Below are 16,291 nucleotides of genomic sequence, written 5' to 3'. Positions count from 1 at the left end.
CCGATTCGGCCGCGCCACCATCCCCTGGAGCCTTATGCCACGCTGCTTTTGGTGTTCTGAAGATCCGCTGTACATGGCTTATCACGATCAGGAGTGGGGAACGCCGCTGCGCGATGCGCAGGGTTTGTTCGAGTTGCTTTTGCTCGAAGGGTTCCAGGCGGGCCTTTCCTGGATCACCGTTTTACGCAAACGCGAGCATTATCGAAAGGTCTTGTTTGGTTTTGACGCGCAGCGATTGGCGCGGTTGACCGATGAGGAGATCGAAGCGCTGATGCAGGATCCGGGCATTGTGCGCAATCGCCTGAAGCTCAACGCCACCCGGCGCAATGCCGCTGCCTGGCTGGCGTTGGAGGACCCGGTGGGGTTGCTCTGGTCCTTTGTTGGCGGCACACCCAGGGTCAATCATTTCAAGGATCGCAGCGAAGTGCCGGCGATTACACCGCAGGCTGAAGCCATGAGCAAAGCCTTGAAGAAAGCCGGCTTCACTTTCGTCGGGCCAACCATTTGCTACGCGTTCATGCAGGCCTCGGGCATGGTCATGGACCACACTCAAGACTGCGACCGTTACGCGGACTTGGCCAACGCCGGTTAGAATGCCGGCTTTGCGCACCACACACGATCAGGAGTGACCTGTGGAAAAGTTTAAAGGCGCCTTGCTGGTAGGCGCTCTCCGGCTGTTTGCCCTACTGCCCTGGCGCGCTGTCCAGGCCGTCGGCACGGCCATTGGCTGGATCATGTGGAAAACCCCCAACCGCTCCCGCGACACGGTGCGGATCAACCTGTCCAAATGCTTCCCGGACATGAACCCAGCCGAGCGCGAAGCGCTGGTCGGCCGCAGCCTGATGGACATCGGCAAGTCCCTGACCGAAAGCGCCTGCGCCTGGATCTGGCCGGCCCAGCGCTCCATTGACCTGGTGCGTGAAGTCGAAGGCCTGGAAGTGCTGCACGAAGCCCTCGCCTCGGGCAAAGGCGTGGTCGGCATCACCAGCCACCTGGGCAACTGGGAAGTGCTGAACCACTTCTATTGCAGCCAATGCAAACCGATCATTTTCTACCGCCCGCCCAAGCTCAAGGCGGTGGACGAATTGCTGCGCAAGCAGCGCGTGCAATTGGGCAACCGTGTGGCCGCTTCTACCAAGGAAGGCATTCTCAGTGTGATCAAGGAAGTGCGCAAAGGCGGCCAGGTAGGTATCCCCGCCGACCCGGAGCCGGCCGAATCCGCCGGGATCTTCGTGCCATTCTTCGCCACTCAGGCGCTGACCAGCAAATTCGTGCCGAACATGCTGGCGGGCCACAAGGCCGTCGGCGTGTTCCTGCATGCGCTGCGGCTGCCGGACGGTTCGGGTTACAAAGTGATCCTGGAAGCGGCGCCGGAAGACATGTACAGCACCGACACCGCCACGTCCTGCGCGGCGATGAGCAAGGTGGTAGAACGTTATGTCGGCGCTTATCCGAGCCAGTACATGTGGAGCATGAAGCGCTTCAAGAAACGCCCGCCGGGTGAGGCGCGGTGGTATTGAGCCACCCCTGACTCAAGACCCATGAAGATCTAATGTGGGAGCTGGCTTGCCTGCGATGCAGGCAATTCAGTCTTTCAGTTAAACCGAGTTGATGCCATCGCAGGCAAGCCAGCTCCCACAAGGGATCGGCTCAAGGTTGGCGGTCGAGTTTCTTCAGGAACACCGCCATCTCTTTTTCGGCCTGTTTGTCGCCATGGGCCTGGGCCGCTTCGATGCCCTTCTCCCACGCCAGCCGCGCCGCCGCACGATCTTCCAAGCCCAACTGCGCCTTACCCAACAACTTCCACGCCGCCGAATACTTGGGGTCGAACTCCACGCATTTCTGCAGATGCTCCGCCGCCTTGGCGTTGTCCTTCAGGTCCAAATAACCCTTGCCCAAACCAAAGCGCAGCAGGGAATTATCCACACCCTTGGCCAGCATTTTTTCCAGTGACTCAAGCATACAAAGGATCCTGTAGGAGCCGGCTTGCCGGCGATAGCGTCATCAGAAAAAACTCAACCCCACGTGGAACAGCTTCTCCACATCGCGGATATGTTTTTTATCCACCAGAAACAGAATCACATGGTCCCCGGTTTCGATCACCGTATCGTCGTGGGCAATGATCACCTCTTCATCACGAATAATCGCGCCAATGGTGGTGCCCGGCGGCAAGCCGATGTCTCGGATGGCCTTGCCGATCACTTTGCTCGACTTCGAGTCGCCGTGGGCAATCGCCTCGATGGCTTCCGCCGCACCCCGGCGCAGGGAGTGCACGCTGACGATATCGCCACGGCGTACGTGGGCCAGCAAGGTGCCGATGGTCGCCAACTGCGGGCTGATGGCGATGTCGATATCGCCGCCCTGGATCAGGTCCACGTAGGCGGGGTTGTTGATGATGGTCATCACTTTTTTCGCGCCCAGCCGCTTGGCCAGCAACGACGACATGATGTTGGCTTCGTCATCGTTGGTCAGGGCCAGGAAGATATCTGCGTCGGCGATGTTCTCTTCCATCAGCAGGTCGCGGTCCGAGGCACTGCCTTGCAGTACGACGGTGCTGTCGAGGGTGTCGGACAAATGCCGGCAACGTGCCGGGCTCATCTCGATGATCTTCACCTGATAGCGGCTTTCGATGGCTTCGGCCAAACGCTCGCCGATCTGCCCACCGCCCGCGATGACGATGCGCTTATAGGTTTCATCGAGGCGGCGCATTTCGCTCATGACTGCACGAATATTCGCTTTGGCGGCGATGAAAAACACTTCGTCGTCGGCCTCGATCACGGTATCGCCCTGGGGCAGTATCGGGCGGTCGCGCCGGAAAATCGCCGCGACGCGGGTTTCCACATTGGGCATGTGCTCACGCAACTGACGCAGTTGCTGGCCCACCAGCGGGCCGCCGTAATAGGCCTTTACCGCGACCAGTTGCGCCTTGCCGCCGGCAAAGTCGATCACCTGCAAGGCGCCCGGAATTTCGATCAGGCGCTTGATGTAATGGGTGACCACTTGTTCCGGGCTGATCAGCACGTCGACGGGAATCGCGTCGTTGTCGAACAGACCGGCGCGGGTCAGGTAGGCCGCTTCGCGTACACGGGCGATCTTGGTCGGGGTATGGAACAGGGTGTGGGCGACCTGGCAGGCGACCATGTTGGTTTCGTCGCTGTTGGTCACGGCGACGAGCATGTCGGCATCGTCGGCGCCGGCCTGGCGCAGCACGGTTGGAAACGACGCGCGGCCCTGCACCGTGCGGATGTCCAGGCGGTCGCCGAGGTTGCGCAGGCGCTCGGCATCAGTGTCGACCACGGTGATGTCGTTGGCTTCACTGGCCAAATGTTCGGCCAGCGTACCGCCGACCTGCCCTGCCCCAAGGATGATGATTTTCATCCGGTCACTCCCTTAAAACCATTCAGCCGCGCGTGGCGGCGATCTTGATCAGTTTGGCGTAGTAGAAGCCATCGTGTCCGCCCTCTTGCGCGAGCAACTGGCGGCCATGGGGCTGCTTGATGCCGGCCGTGGTGGCAAGGTCCAGCTCTCGGGCGCCGCTGGTGCGGGCGAGGAAGGCTTCGATCACCTCGGTGTTTTCCGTCGGCAAGGTGGAACAGGTGGCGTAGAGCAGGATGCCGCCGACTTCCAGGGTTGGCCACAGCGCGTCGAGCAGCTCGCCTTGCAGCACGGCCAGGGCGGCGATGTCGTCGGGTTGGCGGGTGAGCTTGATGTCCGGGTGGCGGCGGATCACGCCGGTGGCGGAACACGGTGCATCGAGCAGGATGCGCTGGAACGGCTTGCCGTCCCACCAGGTGGCGGTGTCACGGCCGTCGGCAGCGATCAGCTCGGCGCTGAGGCCCAGGCGCGCCAGGTTCTCGCGCACGCGCACCAGACGCTTAGCCTCCAGGTCGACAGCGACGACACCGGCCAGGCCTTTTTCGACTTCCAGGATGTGACACGTCTTACCGCCTGGCGCGCAGCAGGCGTCGAGCACGCGCTGGCCCGGCGCCAGGTCGAGCAGGTCGGCGGCCAGTTGCGCGGCTTCGTCCTGCACGCTGATCCAGCCCTCGGCAAAGCCCGGCAGGCTGCGCACGTCAGTGGCGGCTTCGAGCACGATGCCGTCGACGCTGTACACGCATGGCGTGGCGTTGATGCCGGCCTCGTTGAGCAATTGCAGGTAGGCGTCACGGCTGCGATGACGACGATTGACCCGCAGGATCATCGGCGGGTGCGCATTGTTCGCCGCGCAAATGGCTTCCCACTGCTCAGGCCAGAACGCCTTCAGGGACTTTTGCAACCAGCGCGGATGGGCGGTGCGCACCACCGGGTCATGTTCCAGCTCGGCCAGCAGCGCCTCGCTCTCGCGCTGGGCGCGGCGCAGCACGGCGTTGAGCAGGGCCTTGGCCCAGGGTTTTTTTAGCTTGTCGGCGCAACCGACCGTTTCGCCGATAGCGGCGTGGGCGGGCACGCGGGTGTAGAGCAGTTGATAGAGGCCCACCAGCAGCAGCGCCTCGACATCCGCATCGGCCGCCTTGAACGGCTTTTGCAGTAATTTGGTTGCCAGCGCCGACAAGCGTGGCTGCCAGCGTGCTGTGCCAAAGGCCAGGTCCTGGGTGAAACCGCGATCGCGGTCTTCGACCTTGTCCAACTGGGTCGGCAATGAACTGTTCAGCGAAGCCTTGCCTTGGAGGACGGCGGCGAGAGCCTTGGCGGCGGCCAGACGTGGGTTCATTGGACAGCCCCGAGGAGGGTGCCCACGGCAAATTTCTCACGACGGCTGTTGAACAAATCGCTGAAATTAAGCGCCTTGCCACCGGGCAGTTGCAGACGAGTCAGGCACAGCGCCTGTTCACCGCAGGCGACCAACAGGCCGTCCTTGCTGGCGCCGATGATCTCACCGGGAGCGCCTCTGCCCTCGGCCAGGGTGGCGGCCAGCACTTTCAAGGCTTCGCCGTTGAGGGTGCTGTGGCAGATCGGCCATGGGTTGAAGGCGCGCACCAGGCGCTCCAGCTCCACAGCCGGGCGGCTCCAGTCGATGCGCGCTTCGTCTTTGTTGAGTTTGTGGGCGTAGGTGGCGAGCTTGTCGTCCTGCACTTCGCCTTCCAGGGTGCCGGCGGCCAGGCCGGCGATGGCCTGGATCACAGCAGGTGGGCCCAGCTCGGCAAGGCGGTCGTGCAGGCTGCCTCCGGTGTCTTCGCCGGTGATCGGGGTGGTGACCTTGAGCAGCATGGGGCCGGTGTCCAGGCCGGCTTCCATGCGCATCACGGTCACACCGCTTTCGCTGTCACCGGCTTCTACGGCGCGCTGGATTGGCGCCGCACCGCGCCAGCGTGGCAGCAGCGAGGCATGGCTGTTGATGCAGCCCAAGCGTGGGATATCCAGCACCACTTGCGGCAGGATCAAGCCGTAGGCCACCACCACCAGCAAGTCCGGCTTCAGCGCGGCCAGTTCGGCCTGGGCCTCGGCGTTGCGCAGGGTCGGCGGTTGCAGCACGGGAATGTTGTGCGCCAACGCCAGTTGCTTGACCGGGCTCGGCATCAGTTTTTGCCCACGACCGGCCGGGCGATCCGGCTGGGTGTACACCGCGACGATGTCATAAGGGCTGGCAAGCAGGGCCTTGAGGTGTTCGGCGGCAAATTCAGGCGTGCCGGCAAAAACAATGCGCAGTGGCTCGGTCATGGGAGGTCTCGGTTAAAAGCAGTCACAAAAGAAAAAGGCTTGCCGCAGCAAGCCTTTGGAAGGGGGCATCAAGCTTGCTGGCGATGCTTTTTTTCCAGCTTCTTCTTGATCCGGTCGCGCTTGAGCGTGGACAGGTAATCGACAAACAGCTTGCCGTTGAGGTGGTCGCATTCGTGCTGGATGCACACCGCCAGCAGGCCTTCAGCAATCAGCTCGAATGGCTTGCCGTCGCGGTCCAGGGCCTTGATCTTCACGCGCAGCGGGCGTTCGACGTTCTCGTAGAACTCCGGCACGGAGAGGCAGCCTTCCTGGTATTCGCCCATCTCGTCGGTCAGCGGTTCGAACTCGGGGTTGATGTACACCCTCGGTTCGCTGCGATCTTCCGACAGGTCCATGACCACGACGCGCTGATGCACGTTGACCTGGGTCGCGGCGAGGCCGATACCCGGGGCTTCATACATTGTTTCAAACATGTCATCGACCAACTGACGAACCTTGTCGTCCACTACGGCCACCGGTTTGGCGATCGTGCGCAGGCGCGAGTCGGGGAATTCGAGGATGTTCAAAATAGCCATAAGCGTAATTGCTGCACATGTGAGGTAGAGGCAAATCGGCGTTGGGATGGACCCACACGACCGGTGTGAAACCCTTAAAAGCCGCGAAGGCCAAGGCATTTCACGCGAACGCACATAATAAAGGAGATTCACCCCATGAGGAAATCGCTACTCGTCTTGCTGCTGTGGTCCCCGTTTTCCATGGCCCTGCTGCCCCAGCCCATCCAGCGCCTGGAACAACCGACGCAACAGGCTATCCAGCGATTCCTGCTGCATAACCGCATCCTTGATACACCCCAGGACCTGGACAACGCGCCGTACATCGTCGCTGCCGAGTCTGGCCGCGTGCTCGGCGCCAATGGCGAGCGGGTGCATGCCAGGGGCAACCTGGACCCTTCCCAACCCCATTACGGCATATTCCGACGCGGCAAGGTCTACACCGACCCGCAGACCCGAGAGCTGCTGGGGATCAACGCCGACGACATTGGCACCGCCCGTTTTGTAACGGCTGGCGACCTCACCACCCTGGCCGTGCAACGTATTACCCAGGAGGTGCGACCCGGTGACCGTCTGTTGCGTGCACAACCTCCGGCCGATCCGACAGCCTTTGCGGTCTCGCCAACCACGGCCTTTATCGAAGGGCAGATCATCGATATCCCCAAGGGCGTGACCCAGATCGGCGTGCTGGATGCCGTGACCCTGAACAAGGGTCGTCGTGACGGCCTGGCCGAAGGCCAACTGCTCAGCGTGATCAAGACCGGCGCCAAGGTTCGCGACAGCCTGACCGGCGCACCGACCAAACTGCCCGATGAACGCGCCGGCACCCTGCTGGTGTTTCGCACCTACGAAAAACTCAGTTACGGCCTGGTTCTCAATGCCTCACGACCCCTGGCAGTGATGGACCGTTTCGAGACTGCTCATCAAACGCAATGAATAGCCTGCTAAATAAGTTACCAACAGAGTTATCCACAGCTTGTTACGGTCAAGGATGATCAGATGTATCCGACAAACAACCACGAAATATCCCCGTCAGAGCTGGAAGCTCGACTACGCTTGCACAGGCTGCCGGAACTGGGTCAGAAACGTTTTCGCTTATTGATCGAGGCCTTCGGCTCTGCCTCAAAAGCCATCAGCGCACCTGCCAGTGCCTGGCGTTCGCTGGGGTTGCCGGCCATCAGCGCCGATGCCCGGCGCAGTCATGAAATCCGCGACGGCGCCAGCGCGGCATTGGCCTGGCTGGCCCGTCCGGCCCAGCATTTACTGATGTGGGACCAGCCTGACTACCCCGCACTGCTTGCCCAGATCGATGACGCGCCGCCGTTGCTATTCGTCGCCGGTGACCCTGCGATCCTGGAAAAACCGCAACTCGCGATGGTGGGTAGTCGTCGTGCATCGCGTCCCGGCATGGACACGGCGGCAGCGTTTTCGCGCAGTCTGGCGAGCGCCGGTTTTGTCATCACCAGTGGCCTTGCGTTAGGCATTGACGGTGCAGCCCATCAGGCGGCATTGGATGTGGGTGGCCAGACAATCGGTGTGCTCGGCACCGGGCTGGAAAACTTTTATCCACAGCGCCACCGACGGCTGGCGGCGGCGATGATTGACCAAGGCAGCGCCGTGATTTCCGAGTTTCCTCTGGACGCACCGCCCCAGGCGGGCAATTTTCCCCGCCGCAACCGGATCATCAGTGGCCTGTCCCTGGGTGTGTTGGTGGTGGAAGCCAGCATGGCCAGCGGTTCGCTGATCACGGCGAAGCTGGCGGCGGAGCAAGGGCGCGAGGTGTATGCGATCCCGGGTTCCATCCACCATCCCGGCGCCAAGGGCTGTCATCAGTTGATCCGCGATGGCGCGGTGTTGGTGGAGACTATCGAACACATCCTGGAAGGTTTGCGTGGTTGGCAGGCGTTGTCACGCCCTGCCCCGATGCCTGTTGTCCATCCGTTGGTGGCACTGCTGCACGCGGCACCCCACACCAGTGAAGCCTTGGCGATTGCCAGTGGGCGATCGTTGTCCCAGGTGCTGGCAACCCTTACGGAGCTTGAGCTCGAAGGTCAGGTCATCTGCGAAAGCGGGCGCTGGCTTGCGCGCTGCTAGGTTTTGTAAAGAAGATCGGTAAACTGCGCAGAGCTTTAGTCTGGAGAGTGAACAATGGTCAACCGGTGGCGTGTGCTGGAAACCGCACGAGAAATTCGCGCAGGCGCGGTGATTGCCTATCCAACCGAAGCGGTTTGGGGCTTGGGCTGCGACCCGTGGAACGAAGAAGCAGTGGACCGTTTGCTCGCCATCAAGAACCGTTCGGTGGACAAGGGCCTGATCCTGGTGGCGGACAACATCCGTCAGTTCGACTTTCTGTTCGAAGACTTCCCGCAGGACTGGATCGACCGCATGGCCAGCACCTGGCCAGGGCCGAACACCTGGCTGGTGCCCCATCAGGACTTGTTACCGGAGTGGGTGACGGGTGTGCACGACACCGTAGCGCTGCGGGTGACTGACCATCCGCTGGTGAGGGATTTGTGCTCGCTGGTAGGGCCGTTGATTTCTACTTCGGCCAACCCACAGGGTCGCCCGGCGGCGCGCACGCGGATTCGCGTGGAGCAATACTTCCGTGGCCAAGTGGACCTGGTATTGGGTGGCGCCCTGGGTGGGCGCAAGAACCCGAGCCTGATTCGCGACCTGGTGACGGGTGAGGTGGTGCGGCCTTCCTGAGACCGAGGTGCGGCCATCGCGGGCAAGCCCGGCTCCCACACCTGATCCGCGTCTTTCATGACAACGCGGTCAAATGTGGGAGCCGGGCTTGCCCGCGATGAGGCCCTTACAGACTCCAGATATCCATTGTCTTACGGCAGCAAAATGGTTGAGCCAGTCGTACGCCGCCCCGACAACTCCGTCTGCGCTTTCGCCGCTTCCGCCAGCGGGTAGCGCTGGTTGATATCAATGCGCACCTTGCCGCTCTTGATCATCGAGAACAGGTCATCCGCCATCGCCTGCAGGTTTTGCGGGTTGTTGGCGTAGGTCGCCAGGGTCGGCCGGGTGACGTACAACGAGCCCTTGGCCGACAGGATCCCCAGGTTCACCCCGTCCACCGCGCCTGATGCATTGCCGAAACTCACCACCAGCCCACGCGGCGCTACGCTGTCCAGCGAGGTCAGCCAGGTGTCCTTGCCGACGCCGTCGTACACCACTGGCACTTTTTTGCCGTCGGTCAATTCCAGCACGCGCTGTGCGACGTTTTCCTTGCTGTAGTCAATGGTTTCCCAGGCGCCGAGGGATTTGGCCAGGGCGGCTTTTTCCGGCGAGCTGACCGTGCCGATCAACTTAACGCCCAGCGCCTTGGCCCATTGGCAGGCCAGGGAGCCTACGCCGCCGGCCGCAGCGTGGAACAGGATGGTCTCACCGCCTTTCAATTCATAGGTCTGGCGCAGCAGGTACTGCACGGTCAGGCCCTTGAGCATGGCGCCGGCGGCTTGTTCGAAGCTGATGTCGTCCGGCAGATGTACCAGGTTGGCGGCGGGCAACACATGCAGTTGGCTGTAGGCGCCCAGCGGGCCGCTGCCGTAGGCCACGCGGTCACCGACTTTGAATTGAGTGACCTCACTGCCGACCGCGTCGACCACCCCGGCGCCTTCTGCGCCCAACCCCGATGGCAATGCGGGCGGCGCATACAGGCCGCTGCGGAAATAGGTGTCGATGAAGTTGAGGCCAATCGCCTCGTTACGCACGCGAACCTGCTGCGGGCCCGGCTCGGCCGGCGTGTAGTCCACATACTCAAGCACTTCGGGGCCGCCATGGGCGCTGAACTGGATACGTTTTGCCATCTGCCTTCTCCTTGGGTCGAATTCGCATAGCCCCCTATCCCACTCCTAAGCTTGATCTTCGTCAACTGCGGCGCAACCGGGTGCAGTGGTATCCTGTGCGCCCATTTGCCGCCGACGCCCAATGGCCTCGCGTAGCTTTGCCCGATTCAAGGTGATGCCATGACTACCCGCACCGAGGCTGTAAAGGCCTACCTGCTTGACCTGCAAGACCGCATTTGCAGCGCCCTGGAAACCTTTGAGACGGACACTCGCTTTATCGAAGACGCGTGGACCCGGCCTGCGGGCGGCGGAGGTCGCACCCGCGTGATCGAAAACGGTTCGGTGATCGAAAAAGGCGGCGTCAACTTTTCCCACGTGTTTGGCAGCGGTCTGCCACCGTCCGCCAGCGCGCATCGGCCTGAGCTGGCCGGCCGTGGCTTTGAGGCCTTGGGGGTGTCGCTGGTGATCCACCCGCACAACCCACACGTACCGACTTCCCACGCCAACGTGCGCTTTTTCATCGCTGAAAAAGAAGGCGAAGAGCCGGTGTGGTGGTTCGGCGGTGGTTTCGACCTCACGCCTTACTATGGCAACGACGAAGACTGCATCCACTGGCACCGCGTGGCCGAGCAGGCCTGTGCACCGTTCGGTCCAGACGTGTATTCGCGCTACAAAGCCTGGTGCGACACCTACTTCCACATCAAGCACCGCAACGAACCGCGCGGCATCGGTGGCCTGTTCTTCGATGATCTGAACGAATGGGACTTTGACACCTGCTTCGCCTTCATCCGCGCCATCGGTGACGCCTACATCGACGCCTACTTGCCGATCGTGCAGCGCCGCAAGGCCACCGCCTACACCGAGCAGCAGCGCGAATTCCAGGAATTCCGTCGCGGCCGCTACGTTGAATTCAACCTGGTCTACGACCGTGGCACCCTGTTCGGCCTGCAATCGGGCGGGCGCACCGAGTCGATCCTGATGTCGTTGCCGCCGCAAGTGCGCTGGAGCTACGACTGGAAAGCCGAGGCCGGCAGCGAAGAAGCGCGTCTCACCGACTACTTCCTGCAAGACCGTGATTGGCTGGGCCTGACCGCGCCCAAGGCGGCTGTCTGATGGACCGCTATGTCGTGTTCGGCAACCCCATCGGCCACAGCAAGTCGCCGCTGATCCATCGCATGTTCGCCGAGCAGACCGGCGAGCAACTGGACTACAGCACCTTGCTGGCGCCCTTGGAAGATTTCACCGGCTGTGCCCGTGAGTTTTTTCAACAAGGCCGTGGTGCGAACGTCACCGTGCCGTTCAAGGAAGAGGCATACCGTTTGGCCAACACCTTGACCGAACGCGCCCAACGCGCGGGCGCGGTGAACACCCTGAGCAAGCTGGCCGACGGCAGCCTATTGGGTGACAACACCGATGGCGCTGGCCTGGTGCGCGACCTCACGGTCAACGCCGGGTTGAGCCTGCAAGGCAAACGCATCCTGTTGTTGGGCGCCGGAGGCGCGGTGCGCGGCGCATTGGAACCGTTGTTGGCCGAACAGCCCGCTTCGCTGATCATCGCCAACCGAACCGTGGAAAAGGCCGAACTACTCGCCGAGTTGTTCGATGATCTTGGCCCGGTGTCCGCCAGTGGTTTCGACTGGCTGCGTGAGCCGGTGGACGTGATCATCAACGCCACTTCCGCCAGCCTGTCAGGCGATGTACCGCCGATTGCCGGCAGCCTGATCGAGCCAGGCAAGACGTTTTGCTACGACATGATGTACGCCAAGAAGCCGACCGCGTTCTGCCGCTGGGCCAACGAACAAGGCGCAGTCGTGGCGATGGATGGCCTGGGCATGTTGGTGGAACAGGCGGCGGAAGCGTTCTTCCTGTGGCGCGGTGTGCGCCCGGATTCGGCGCCCGTACTGGCTGAACTGCGCCGTCAGTTGGCCTGACATCGATCTGACGTGGGCACGGTCATTGTAGGAGCCGGCTTGCCGGCGATTGGCCCTCAAGACGTGTGCTGACCTCGCGGGCGCTATCGCCGGCAAACCGGTCTCCTACAGGGGGTGGGTTCAGTCTTCGAAATGGAGGGGGCACTTGTCGGCCCCCTCCAGCTTCTTCAGTTCTTCAACGACCTGTGGCCGCGCCCGACGCAACGTCAAGCTGCGCCCCAACCCCCGCAAGCGCCGCGCCTCCTGGTGCAGCATCTCCACCCCGGAATAGTCGATAAAGTTGATCTGCTGCGCCTCGATCACCACCCGTTCGCCCTGTAGGCTTTGCAGGCGCACTTGCAGGTAGTGGCTGGCGCCGAAAAAGATCGAACCGCCCACTCGCAGCACATCCTCATCACCATCACGCCATTGCTGAACCCGTGGCTGCGACGTGCGCTTGAGGTAGAAAAACAGCGACGCCAGCACCCCGGCGTAAATCGCTGTTTGCAGCTCCAGCAGCAAGGTGGCGACGCAGGTCAGGCTCATCACCACGAATTCGGCGCGACTGACGCGGAATAAAGCGCGAATACCGCGACGGTCCACCAGCCCCCAACTGATCAGCAAGATGCTCGCTGCCATGCTTGGGATCGGAATATGGGCGATCAATGCCGCGCCAAACAGCGCAAACAGTGCCACCCACAATGCGGAAAACACGCCCGCCAACGGCGAACAGGCGCCCGCCTCGTAGCTGAGACCAGAGCGTGTGAACGAACCGGCTGACAAATACCCGGAGAAAAATCCGCCAACGATGTTGGATAAGCCCTGCGCACGCACTTCCTGATTGGCGTCGAGCAATTGCTGCGAACGTGCCGACAGCGAGCGGGCAATCGACAGGCTGGTCACCAACCCCAGCATGCCCACCGCCACGGCGCTCGGCAGCAGGCGCAGGATCACGTCCAGGTCCATGGGCAACGGGCTGAACGGCGGCAGTTTACCGATAAACGAACTGACCAGCGCCACATGCCCGAACATCGCCGGCCACAGCCACGCCACCAGGCTGCCCAGCGCCAGGGCGATCAACAGGGTCGGCCAGCGCGGTACGAGGTATTTGAGCAGTGCGCCAACCAGCAAGGTGCCGAGTCCGAGGATGAGTGAGGCATGATCCCATTCGCCGCTATGGTGGATCAGTGCCAGCAGGCTGTTGATCGCCGTGGCTTGGCTCGGCAAATCCAGCCCCAGCAGATTGGGCAGTTGCCCGAGCGCAATCACCACGGCGGCACCCAGGGTGAAACCGAGCACCACCGAATGGGAGACAAAATTCACCAGCGCGCCAAAACGCAGCATGCCCAGTAGCCACTGGAACACCCCGGCGAGGAAGGTGAGCAACAGGATCAGAGTGATGTAGTCCTGTGAGCCCGGCACGGCCAGCGGGCTGACGCTGGCGTAGAGCACAATGGAAATCGCCGCCGTGGGACCGCAGATCAGGTGCCAGGACGAACCCCAGAGGCAGGCGATCAGCACTGGGATGATCGCGGCGTATAGGCCGTATTCGGGTGGGAGACCGGCGATCAGCGCGTAGGCAATTGACTGTGGCAAGGCGAGAACCGCGCCACTGAGGCCCACCATCGCATCCCGGCCAACACTGGCGCGGGTCTGGCGCGGGAGCCAGGCGAGGAAGGGGAAAAGTGTATGGCGGTTGGGCCGGGGCATGAAAGGCTCGGATTGAAAGGTTTGCATCAGGGTATCAGCACACACCGGCCCCTGTGGGAGCTGGCTTGCCTGCGATAGAATCACCTCGGTCTAACTGACAGACCGAGTCGTCTGCATCGCAGGCAAGCCAGCTCCCACACAAGCCAGTTTCCACAGGGCTTGGCGGTGAGGCTTAGAGTTTGGCTTTTACGGCCGCCAGCGCATCCTTGCCATCTACGGTCTTCACGCCATCCAGCCACTTATCCAATACCGCCGGGTTGGCCTTGATCCACGCCTTCGCCGCATCGGCATTGCTGACCTTGTTGTTGGCCACCTCGGCCATGATGCTGTTCTCCATCTCCTGGGTAAAACTCAGGTTGGTCAGCAGTTTTCCTACGTTTGGGCAGGCCTGTGCGTAGCCCTTGCGGGTCAAGGTATACACGCTGCCGGTGTCACCAAAATATTTCTCGCCGCCTTTGAGGTAGTGCATTTTCAACTGCACGTTCATTGGGTGCGGGGTCCAGCCGAGGAAGGTCACGAACTTCTGCTTTTTAACGGCGCGCGACACTTCGGCGAGCATCGCTTGTTCGCTGGACTCCACCAACTTCCACTGGCCGAGCGCGAAGTCGTTCTTCTTGATGATCTCCTGCAGCGAAATATTCGCCGGCGCGCCGGAGCCGATGCCGTAGATCTTCTTGTCGAACTTGTCGGCAAATTTGTTCAGGTCGGCAAAGTCATGCACCCCGGCGTCCCACACATAGTCCGGCACGGCGAGGGTGAACTCGGTGCCGTCGAGGTTCTTCGCCAATTGCACCACGTCGCCATTGGCCACGAACTTGTCATAGAAGCCCTGCTGCGCCGGCATCCAGTTGCCCAGGAACACATCCACCTGGCCGTCCTTGAGCCCGCCAAACGTAATCGGCACCGCCAGGGTGTCGACCTTGGGTTTATAGCCCATGCCCGTCAGGAGGAAACCGGTGATGGCATTGGTGGCCGCAATATCGCTCCAGCCCGGATCGGCCATCTTTACCGTTTCACAACTGGCGTCTGCGTAAACATTGGCGCTTCCCAGCGCCAGGAGCCCCAGCATCACAGTTAACTTTTGCATGGCCTTCCCTCAGTGTTATTGGTTTTGGCAGGGTTGTGGATAACGTGCCTTGCGCTCCAAGTCGTCGAGGTCGATATGGTTGCGCATGTATTGCTGACTGGCGTCCACCAGTGGCTGGTGATCCCAGCTCTTCAGCTTGCCCTGGGTCAGTGCTTCAAACACCAGACGGCGGCGGCGTTGGCTGGCGAGCACCTGCTGGTGGATCGCCGGGATGTCCCATTTGGCCCGCGCCTCGTCCAGGAAGGCTGCAAACAGCGCCTGATGCTGCGGCGACTGGCTGAGTTCTTCCTGCTCCCGAGGGTCGTTGTGTACATCGAACAGTAGACAAGGGTCGTCTTCGCTGTAGATGAATTTGTAGGCGCCACGGCGAATCATCATCAGCGGGCTGATGGTGCCTTCGGCCATGTATTCGCCGAACACTTCGTCGTGCCCGCCCTGCCCTCGCAAGTGTGGGACCAGCGAGCGGCCGTCCAGCGGCAGGCGCGGGTCCAGCTCGCCGCCGGCCAGTTCCACCAGGGTCGGCAACAGATCGGCGGTGGACACGGCTTTGCTGACGCGGCCCGCCGCGAATTGCCCTGGCGCACTGATCAGCAGCGGTACGCGGGCGGCCATTTCAAACCAGTGCATTTTGTACCAGAGGCCACGTTCGCCGAGCATGTCGCCGTGGTCGCCGGAGAAGATGATGAGGGTGTCATCGGCCAGGCCGGTGTCTTCCAGGGTCTGCAGCAGCTTGCCGACGTTGCTGTCGATGTAGCTGCACGCGCCGAAGTAGGCACGGCGTGCATCGCGGATCTTATCCACCGGCAGCGGTTTGTCCCACAGGTCGTAGACCTTGAGCAGGCGCTGGGAATGTGGGTCGAGATCGCTTTGCGCGGGTGTTGTAGGCAACGGGATATCAGCGTCGTCGTACAGGTCCCAGAACGGCTTGGGAATGGTGTACGGGTCATGGGGGTGAGTCATCGACACCGTCAGGCAGAACGGCTGGTCGCCGTCTTCGCGGATATGGTCGAACAGGTATTGCTGGGCCTTGAACACCACCTCTTCGTCGAAATCCAGCTGGTTGGTGCGCACGCACGGCCCGGCTTGCAGCACCGACGACATGTTGTGATACCAAGTGGGGCGCACGTCCGGCTCATCCCAGTTCACCGCCCAGCCATAGTCGGCGGGGTAGATGTCGCTGGTCAGGCGTTCTTCGTAGCCATGCAACTGGTCGGGACCGCAGAAGTGCATCTTGCCCGACAGCGCGGTGCGGTAGCCGAGGCGGCGCAGGTAGTGGGCGTAGGTCGGCACGTCGGCGGGGAAATCGGCGGCGTTGTCGTAGGCGCCGATCTTGCTCGGCAACTGCCCACTCACCAGGGTGAAACGCGACGGCGCGCACAACGGGCTGTTGCAATAGGCGGCATCGAACACCACGCCTTGTGCGGCGAGGCGGCTCAAATTCGGTAGTTTGATAGGCGAAGAACCGTAGAACGGAAGCAACGGCGCGGCCATTTGATCGGCCATGATGAAAAGAATGTTCTTGCGCTTCATGATCTATCGGCATTCCATAGGCGGTGTTTATGCGAAAGAGCATGAAGCCCA

At 61.8% G+C, this 16,291-nt stretch carries 16 protein-coding genes; 7 read left to right on the top strand and 9 right to left on the bottom strand.

The window, feature by feature from the left end; translation table 11 throughout:
* The first annotated feature begins 34 nt into the window (after window positions 1–34).
* A complete protein-coding gene (locus EJ576_RS00525; RefSeq protein WP_123478395.1) occupies window positions 35–592 on the top strand; it encodes a DNA-3-methyladenine glycosylase I in 558 nt (185 codons plus the stop codon).
* Between the two features lie 40 nt (window positions 593–632).
* Complete coding sequence (locus tag EJ576_RS00520) at window positions 633–1,520, top strand: lysophospholipid acyltransferase (RefSeq protein ID WP_028618597.1); 888 nt, start codon at window positions 633–635, stop codon at window positions 1,518–1,520.
* A 130-nt stretch (window positions 1,521–1,650) separates the two neighbouring features.
* On the opposite strand, the gene EJ576_RS00515 is transcribed toward EJ576_RS00520, so the two are convergent.
* The 5 genes from EJ576_RS00515 to def all read right to left on the bottom strand — a co-directional run bounded on the left by EJ576_RS00515 (window position 1,651) and on the right by def (window position 6,233).
* Complete coding sequence (locus tag EJ576_RS00515) at window positions 1,651–1,962, bottom strand: lipopolysaccharide assembly protein LapB (protein ID WP_122730048.1); 312 nt, start codon at window positions 1,960–1,962, stop codon at window positions 1,651–1,653.
* A gap of 42 nt (window positions 1,963–2,004) precedes the next feature.
* On the bottom strand, window positions 2,005–3,378 hold the full coding sequence (trkA, locus tag EJ576_RS00510; protein ID WP_065875588.1) for a Trk system potassium transporter TrkA: 1,374 nt from the start codon (window positions 3,376–3,378) through the stop codon (window positions 2,005–2,007).
* A gap of 22 nt (window positions 3,379–3,400) precedes the next feature.
* Window positions 3,401–4,711 carry a 16S rRNA (cytosine(967)-C(5))-methyltransferase RsmB gene (gene rsmB, locus EJ576_RS00505; protein ID WP_122730050.1) on the bottom strand — a complete coding sequence of 437 codons (1,311 nt, stop codon included), beginning with the start codon at window positions 4,709–4,711 and terminating at the stop codon, window positions 3,401–3,403.
* Window positions 4,708–5,658 (bottom strand): methionyl-tRNA formyltransferase, encoded by a 951-nt coding sequence (gene fmt / locus EJ576_RS00500; RefSeq protein WP_123478393.1) that lies wholly within the window; start codon window positions 5,656–5,658, stop codon window positions 4,708–4,710. Before fmt ends, rsmB begins: the two co-directional genes overlap by 4 nt.
* 68 nt (window positions 5,659–5,726) lie before the next feature.
* Window positions 5,727–6,233, bottom strand: coding sequence for a peptide deformylase (gene def / locus EJ576_RS00495; protein WP_053127413.1), 507 nt, complete (start codon window positions 6,231–6,233; stop codon window positions 5,727–5,729).
* Between the two features lie 135 nt (window positions 6,234–6,368).
* On the opposite strand from def, the gene EJ576_RS00490 reads away from it, so the two are divergent.
* The 3 genes from EJ576_RS00490 (at window position 6,369) to EJ576_RS00480 (ending at window position 8,915) form a co-directional block, all read left to right on the top strand.
* Window positions 6,369–7,145 (top strand): peptidoglycan-binding protein, encoded by a 777-nt coding sequence (locus EJ576_RS00490; protein ID WP_126569404.1) that lies wholly within the window; start codon window positions 6,369–6,371, stop codon window positions 7,143–7,145.
* Between the two features lie 63 nt (window positions 7,146–7,208).
* Window positions 7,209–8,303: a DNA-processing protein DprA gene (gene dprA / locus EJ576_RS00485; protein ID WP_126569403.1), complete on the top strand. Its 1,095-nt coding sequence runs from the start codon at window positions 7,209–7,211 to the stop codon at window positions 8,301–8,303.
* A gap of 54 nt (window positions 8,304–8,357) precedes the next feature.
* On the top strand, window positions 8,358–8,915 hold the full coding sequence (locus tag EJ576_RS00480; protein WP_003170728.1) for an L-threonylcarbamoyladenylate synthase: 558 nt from the start codon (window positions 8,358–8,360) through the stop codon (window positions 8,913–8,915).
* 131 nt (window positions 8,916–9,046) lie between these two features.
* Here EJ576_RS00480 and EJ576_RS00475 read toward each other — a convergent pair whose 3' ends face one another.
* Window positions 9,047–10,024: a quinone oxidoreductase gene (locus EJ576_RS00475; protein ID WP_126569402.1), complete on the bottom strand. Its 978-nt coding sequence runs from the start codon at window positions 10,022–10,024 to the stop codon at window positions 9,047–9,049.
* A gap of 159 nt (window positions 10,025–10,183) precedes the next feature.
* Between EJ576_RS00475 and hemF the strand changes: the two genes are divergently transcribed.
* Window positions 10,184–11,116 carry an oxygen-dependent coproporphyrinogen oxidase gene (gene hemF, locus EJ576_RS00470; RefSeq protein ID WP_122730054.1) on the top strand — a complete coding sequence of 311 codons (933 nt, stop codon included), beginning with the start codon at window positions 10,184–10,186 and terminating at the stop codon, window positions 11,114–11,116.
* The gene (gene aroE, locus EJ576_RS00465; protein ID WP_126569401.1) at window positions 11,116–11,934 is read left to right on the top strand and encodes a shikimate dehydrogenase; all 819 of its coding nucleotides are present in this window, start codon (window positions 11,116–11,118) and stop codon (window positions 11,932–11,934) included. Before hemF ends, aroE begins: the two co-directional genes overlap by 1 nt.
* A gap of 120 nt (window positions 11,935–12,054) precedes the next feature.
* Here the strand turns inward: aroE and EJ576_RS00460 are convergent, their stop codons facing one another.
* The 3 genes from EJ576_RS00460 to betC all read right to left on the bottom strand — a co-directional run bounded on the left by EJ576_RS00460 (window position 12,055) and on the right by betC (window position 16,240).
* On the bottom strand, window positions 12,055–13,623 hold the full coding sequence (locus EJ576_RS00460) for a SulP family inorganic anion transporter (RefSeq protein ID WP_126569400.1): 1,569 nt from the start codon (window positions 13,621–13,623) through the stop codon (window positions 12,055–12,057).
* A gap of 172 nt (window positions 13,624–13,795) precedes the next feature.
* Complete coding sequence (gene choX, locus EJ576_RS00455) at window positions 13,796–14,710, bottom strand: choline ABC transporter substrate-binding protein (protein ID WP_122730058.1); 915 nt, start codon at window positions 14,708–14,710, stop codon at window positions 13,796–13,798.
* Between the two features lie 15 nt (window positions 14,711–14,725).
* Entirely contained in the window at window positions 14,726–16,240 is a 1,515-nt protein-coding gene (gene betC, locus EJ576_RS00450; RefSeq protein WP_122730060.1) for a choline-sulfatase, read from the bottom strand.
* Window positions 16,241–16,291 lie beyond the last annotated feature (51 nt).

This window comes from Pseudomonas sp. C 49-2, from assembly GCF_003970195.1.
GTDB lineage: Bacteria > Pseudomonadota > Gammaproteobacteria > Pseudomonadales > Pseudomonadaceae > Aquipseudomonas > Aquipseudomonas canadensis.
Note: the sequence above shows the minus strand (reverse complement) of the source record. Positions and strands in the feature narration are given on the sequence as shown.

Excerpts from the sequence above, each read along its gene's own strand:
- EJ576_RS00475 (WP_126569402.1), bottom strand. The coding sequence starts at position 10,024 with ATGGCAAAACGTATCCAGTTCAGCGCCCATGGCGGCCCCGAAGTGCTT.
- EJ576_RS00480 (WP_003170728.1), top strand. The coding sequence starts at position 8,358 with ATGGTCAACCGGTGGCGTGTGCTGGAAACCGCACGAGAAATTCGCGCA.
- hemF (WP_122730054.1), top strand. The coding sequence starts at position 10,184 with ATGACTACCCGCACCGAGGCTGTAAAGGCCTACCTGCTTGACCTGCAA.
- dprA (WP_126569403.1), top strand. The coding sequence starts at position 7,209 with ATGTATCCGACAAACAACCACGAAATATCCCCGTCAGAGCTGGAAGCT.
- choX (WP_122730058.1), bottom strand. The coding sequence starts at position 14,710 with ATGCAAAAGTTAACTGTGATGCTGGGGCTCCTGGCGCTGGGAAGCGCC.
- def (WP_053127413.1), bottom strand. The coding sequence starts at position 6,233 with ATGGCTATTTTGAACATCCTCGAATTCCCCGACTCGCGCCTGCGCACG.
- EJ576_RS00460 (WP_126569400.1), bottom strand. The coding sequence starts at position 13,623 with ATGCCCCGGCCCAACCGCCATACACTTTTCCCCTTCCTCGCCTGGCTC.
- aroE (WP_126569401.1), top strand. The coding sequence starts at position 11,116 with ATGGACCGCTATGTCGTGTTCGGCAACCCCATCGGCCACAGCAAGTCG.
- EJ576_RS00515 (WP_122730048.1), bottom strand. The coding sequence starts at position 1,962 with ATGCTTGAGTCACTGGAAAAAATGCTGGCCAAGGGTGTGGATAATTCC.
- EJ576_RS00525 (WP_123478395.1), top strand. The coding sequence starts at position 35 with ATGCCACGCTGCTTTTGGTGTTCTGAAGATCCGCTGTACATGGCTTAT.
- EJ576_RS00490 (WP_126569404.1), top strand. The coding sequence starts at position 6,369 with ATGAGGAAATCGCTACTCGTCTTGCTGCTGTGGTCCCCGTTTTCCATG.
- fmt (WP_123478393.1), bottom strand. The coding sequence starts at position 5,658 with ATGACCGAGCCACTGCGCATTGTTTTTGCCGGCACGCCTGAATTTGCC.
- betC (WP_122730060.1), bottom strand. The coding sequence starts at position 16,240 with ATGAAGCGCAAGAACATTCTTTTCATCATGGCCGATCAAATGGCCGCG.
- rsmB (WP_122730050.1), bottom strand. The coding sequence starts at position 4,711 with ATGAACCCACGTCTGGCCGCCGCCAAGGCTCTCGCCGCCGTCCTCCAA.
- trkA (WP_065875588.1), bottom strand. The coding sequence starts at position 3,378 with ATGAAAATCATCATCCTTGGGGCAGGGCAGGTCGGCGGTACGCTGGCC.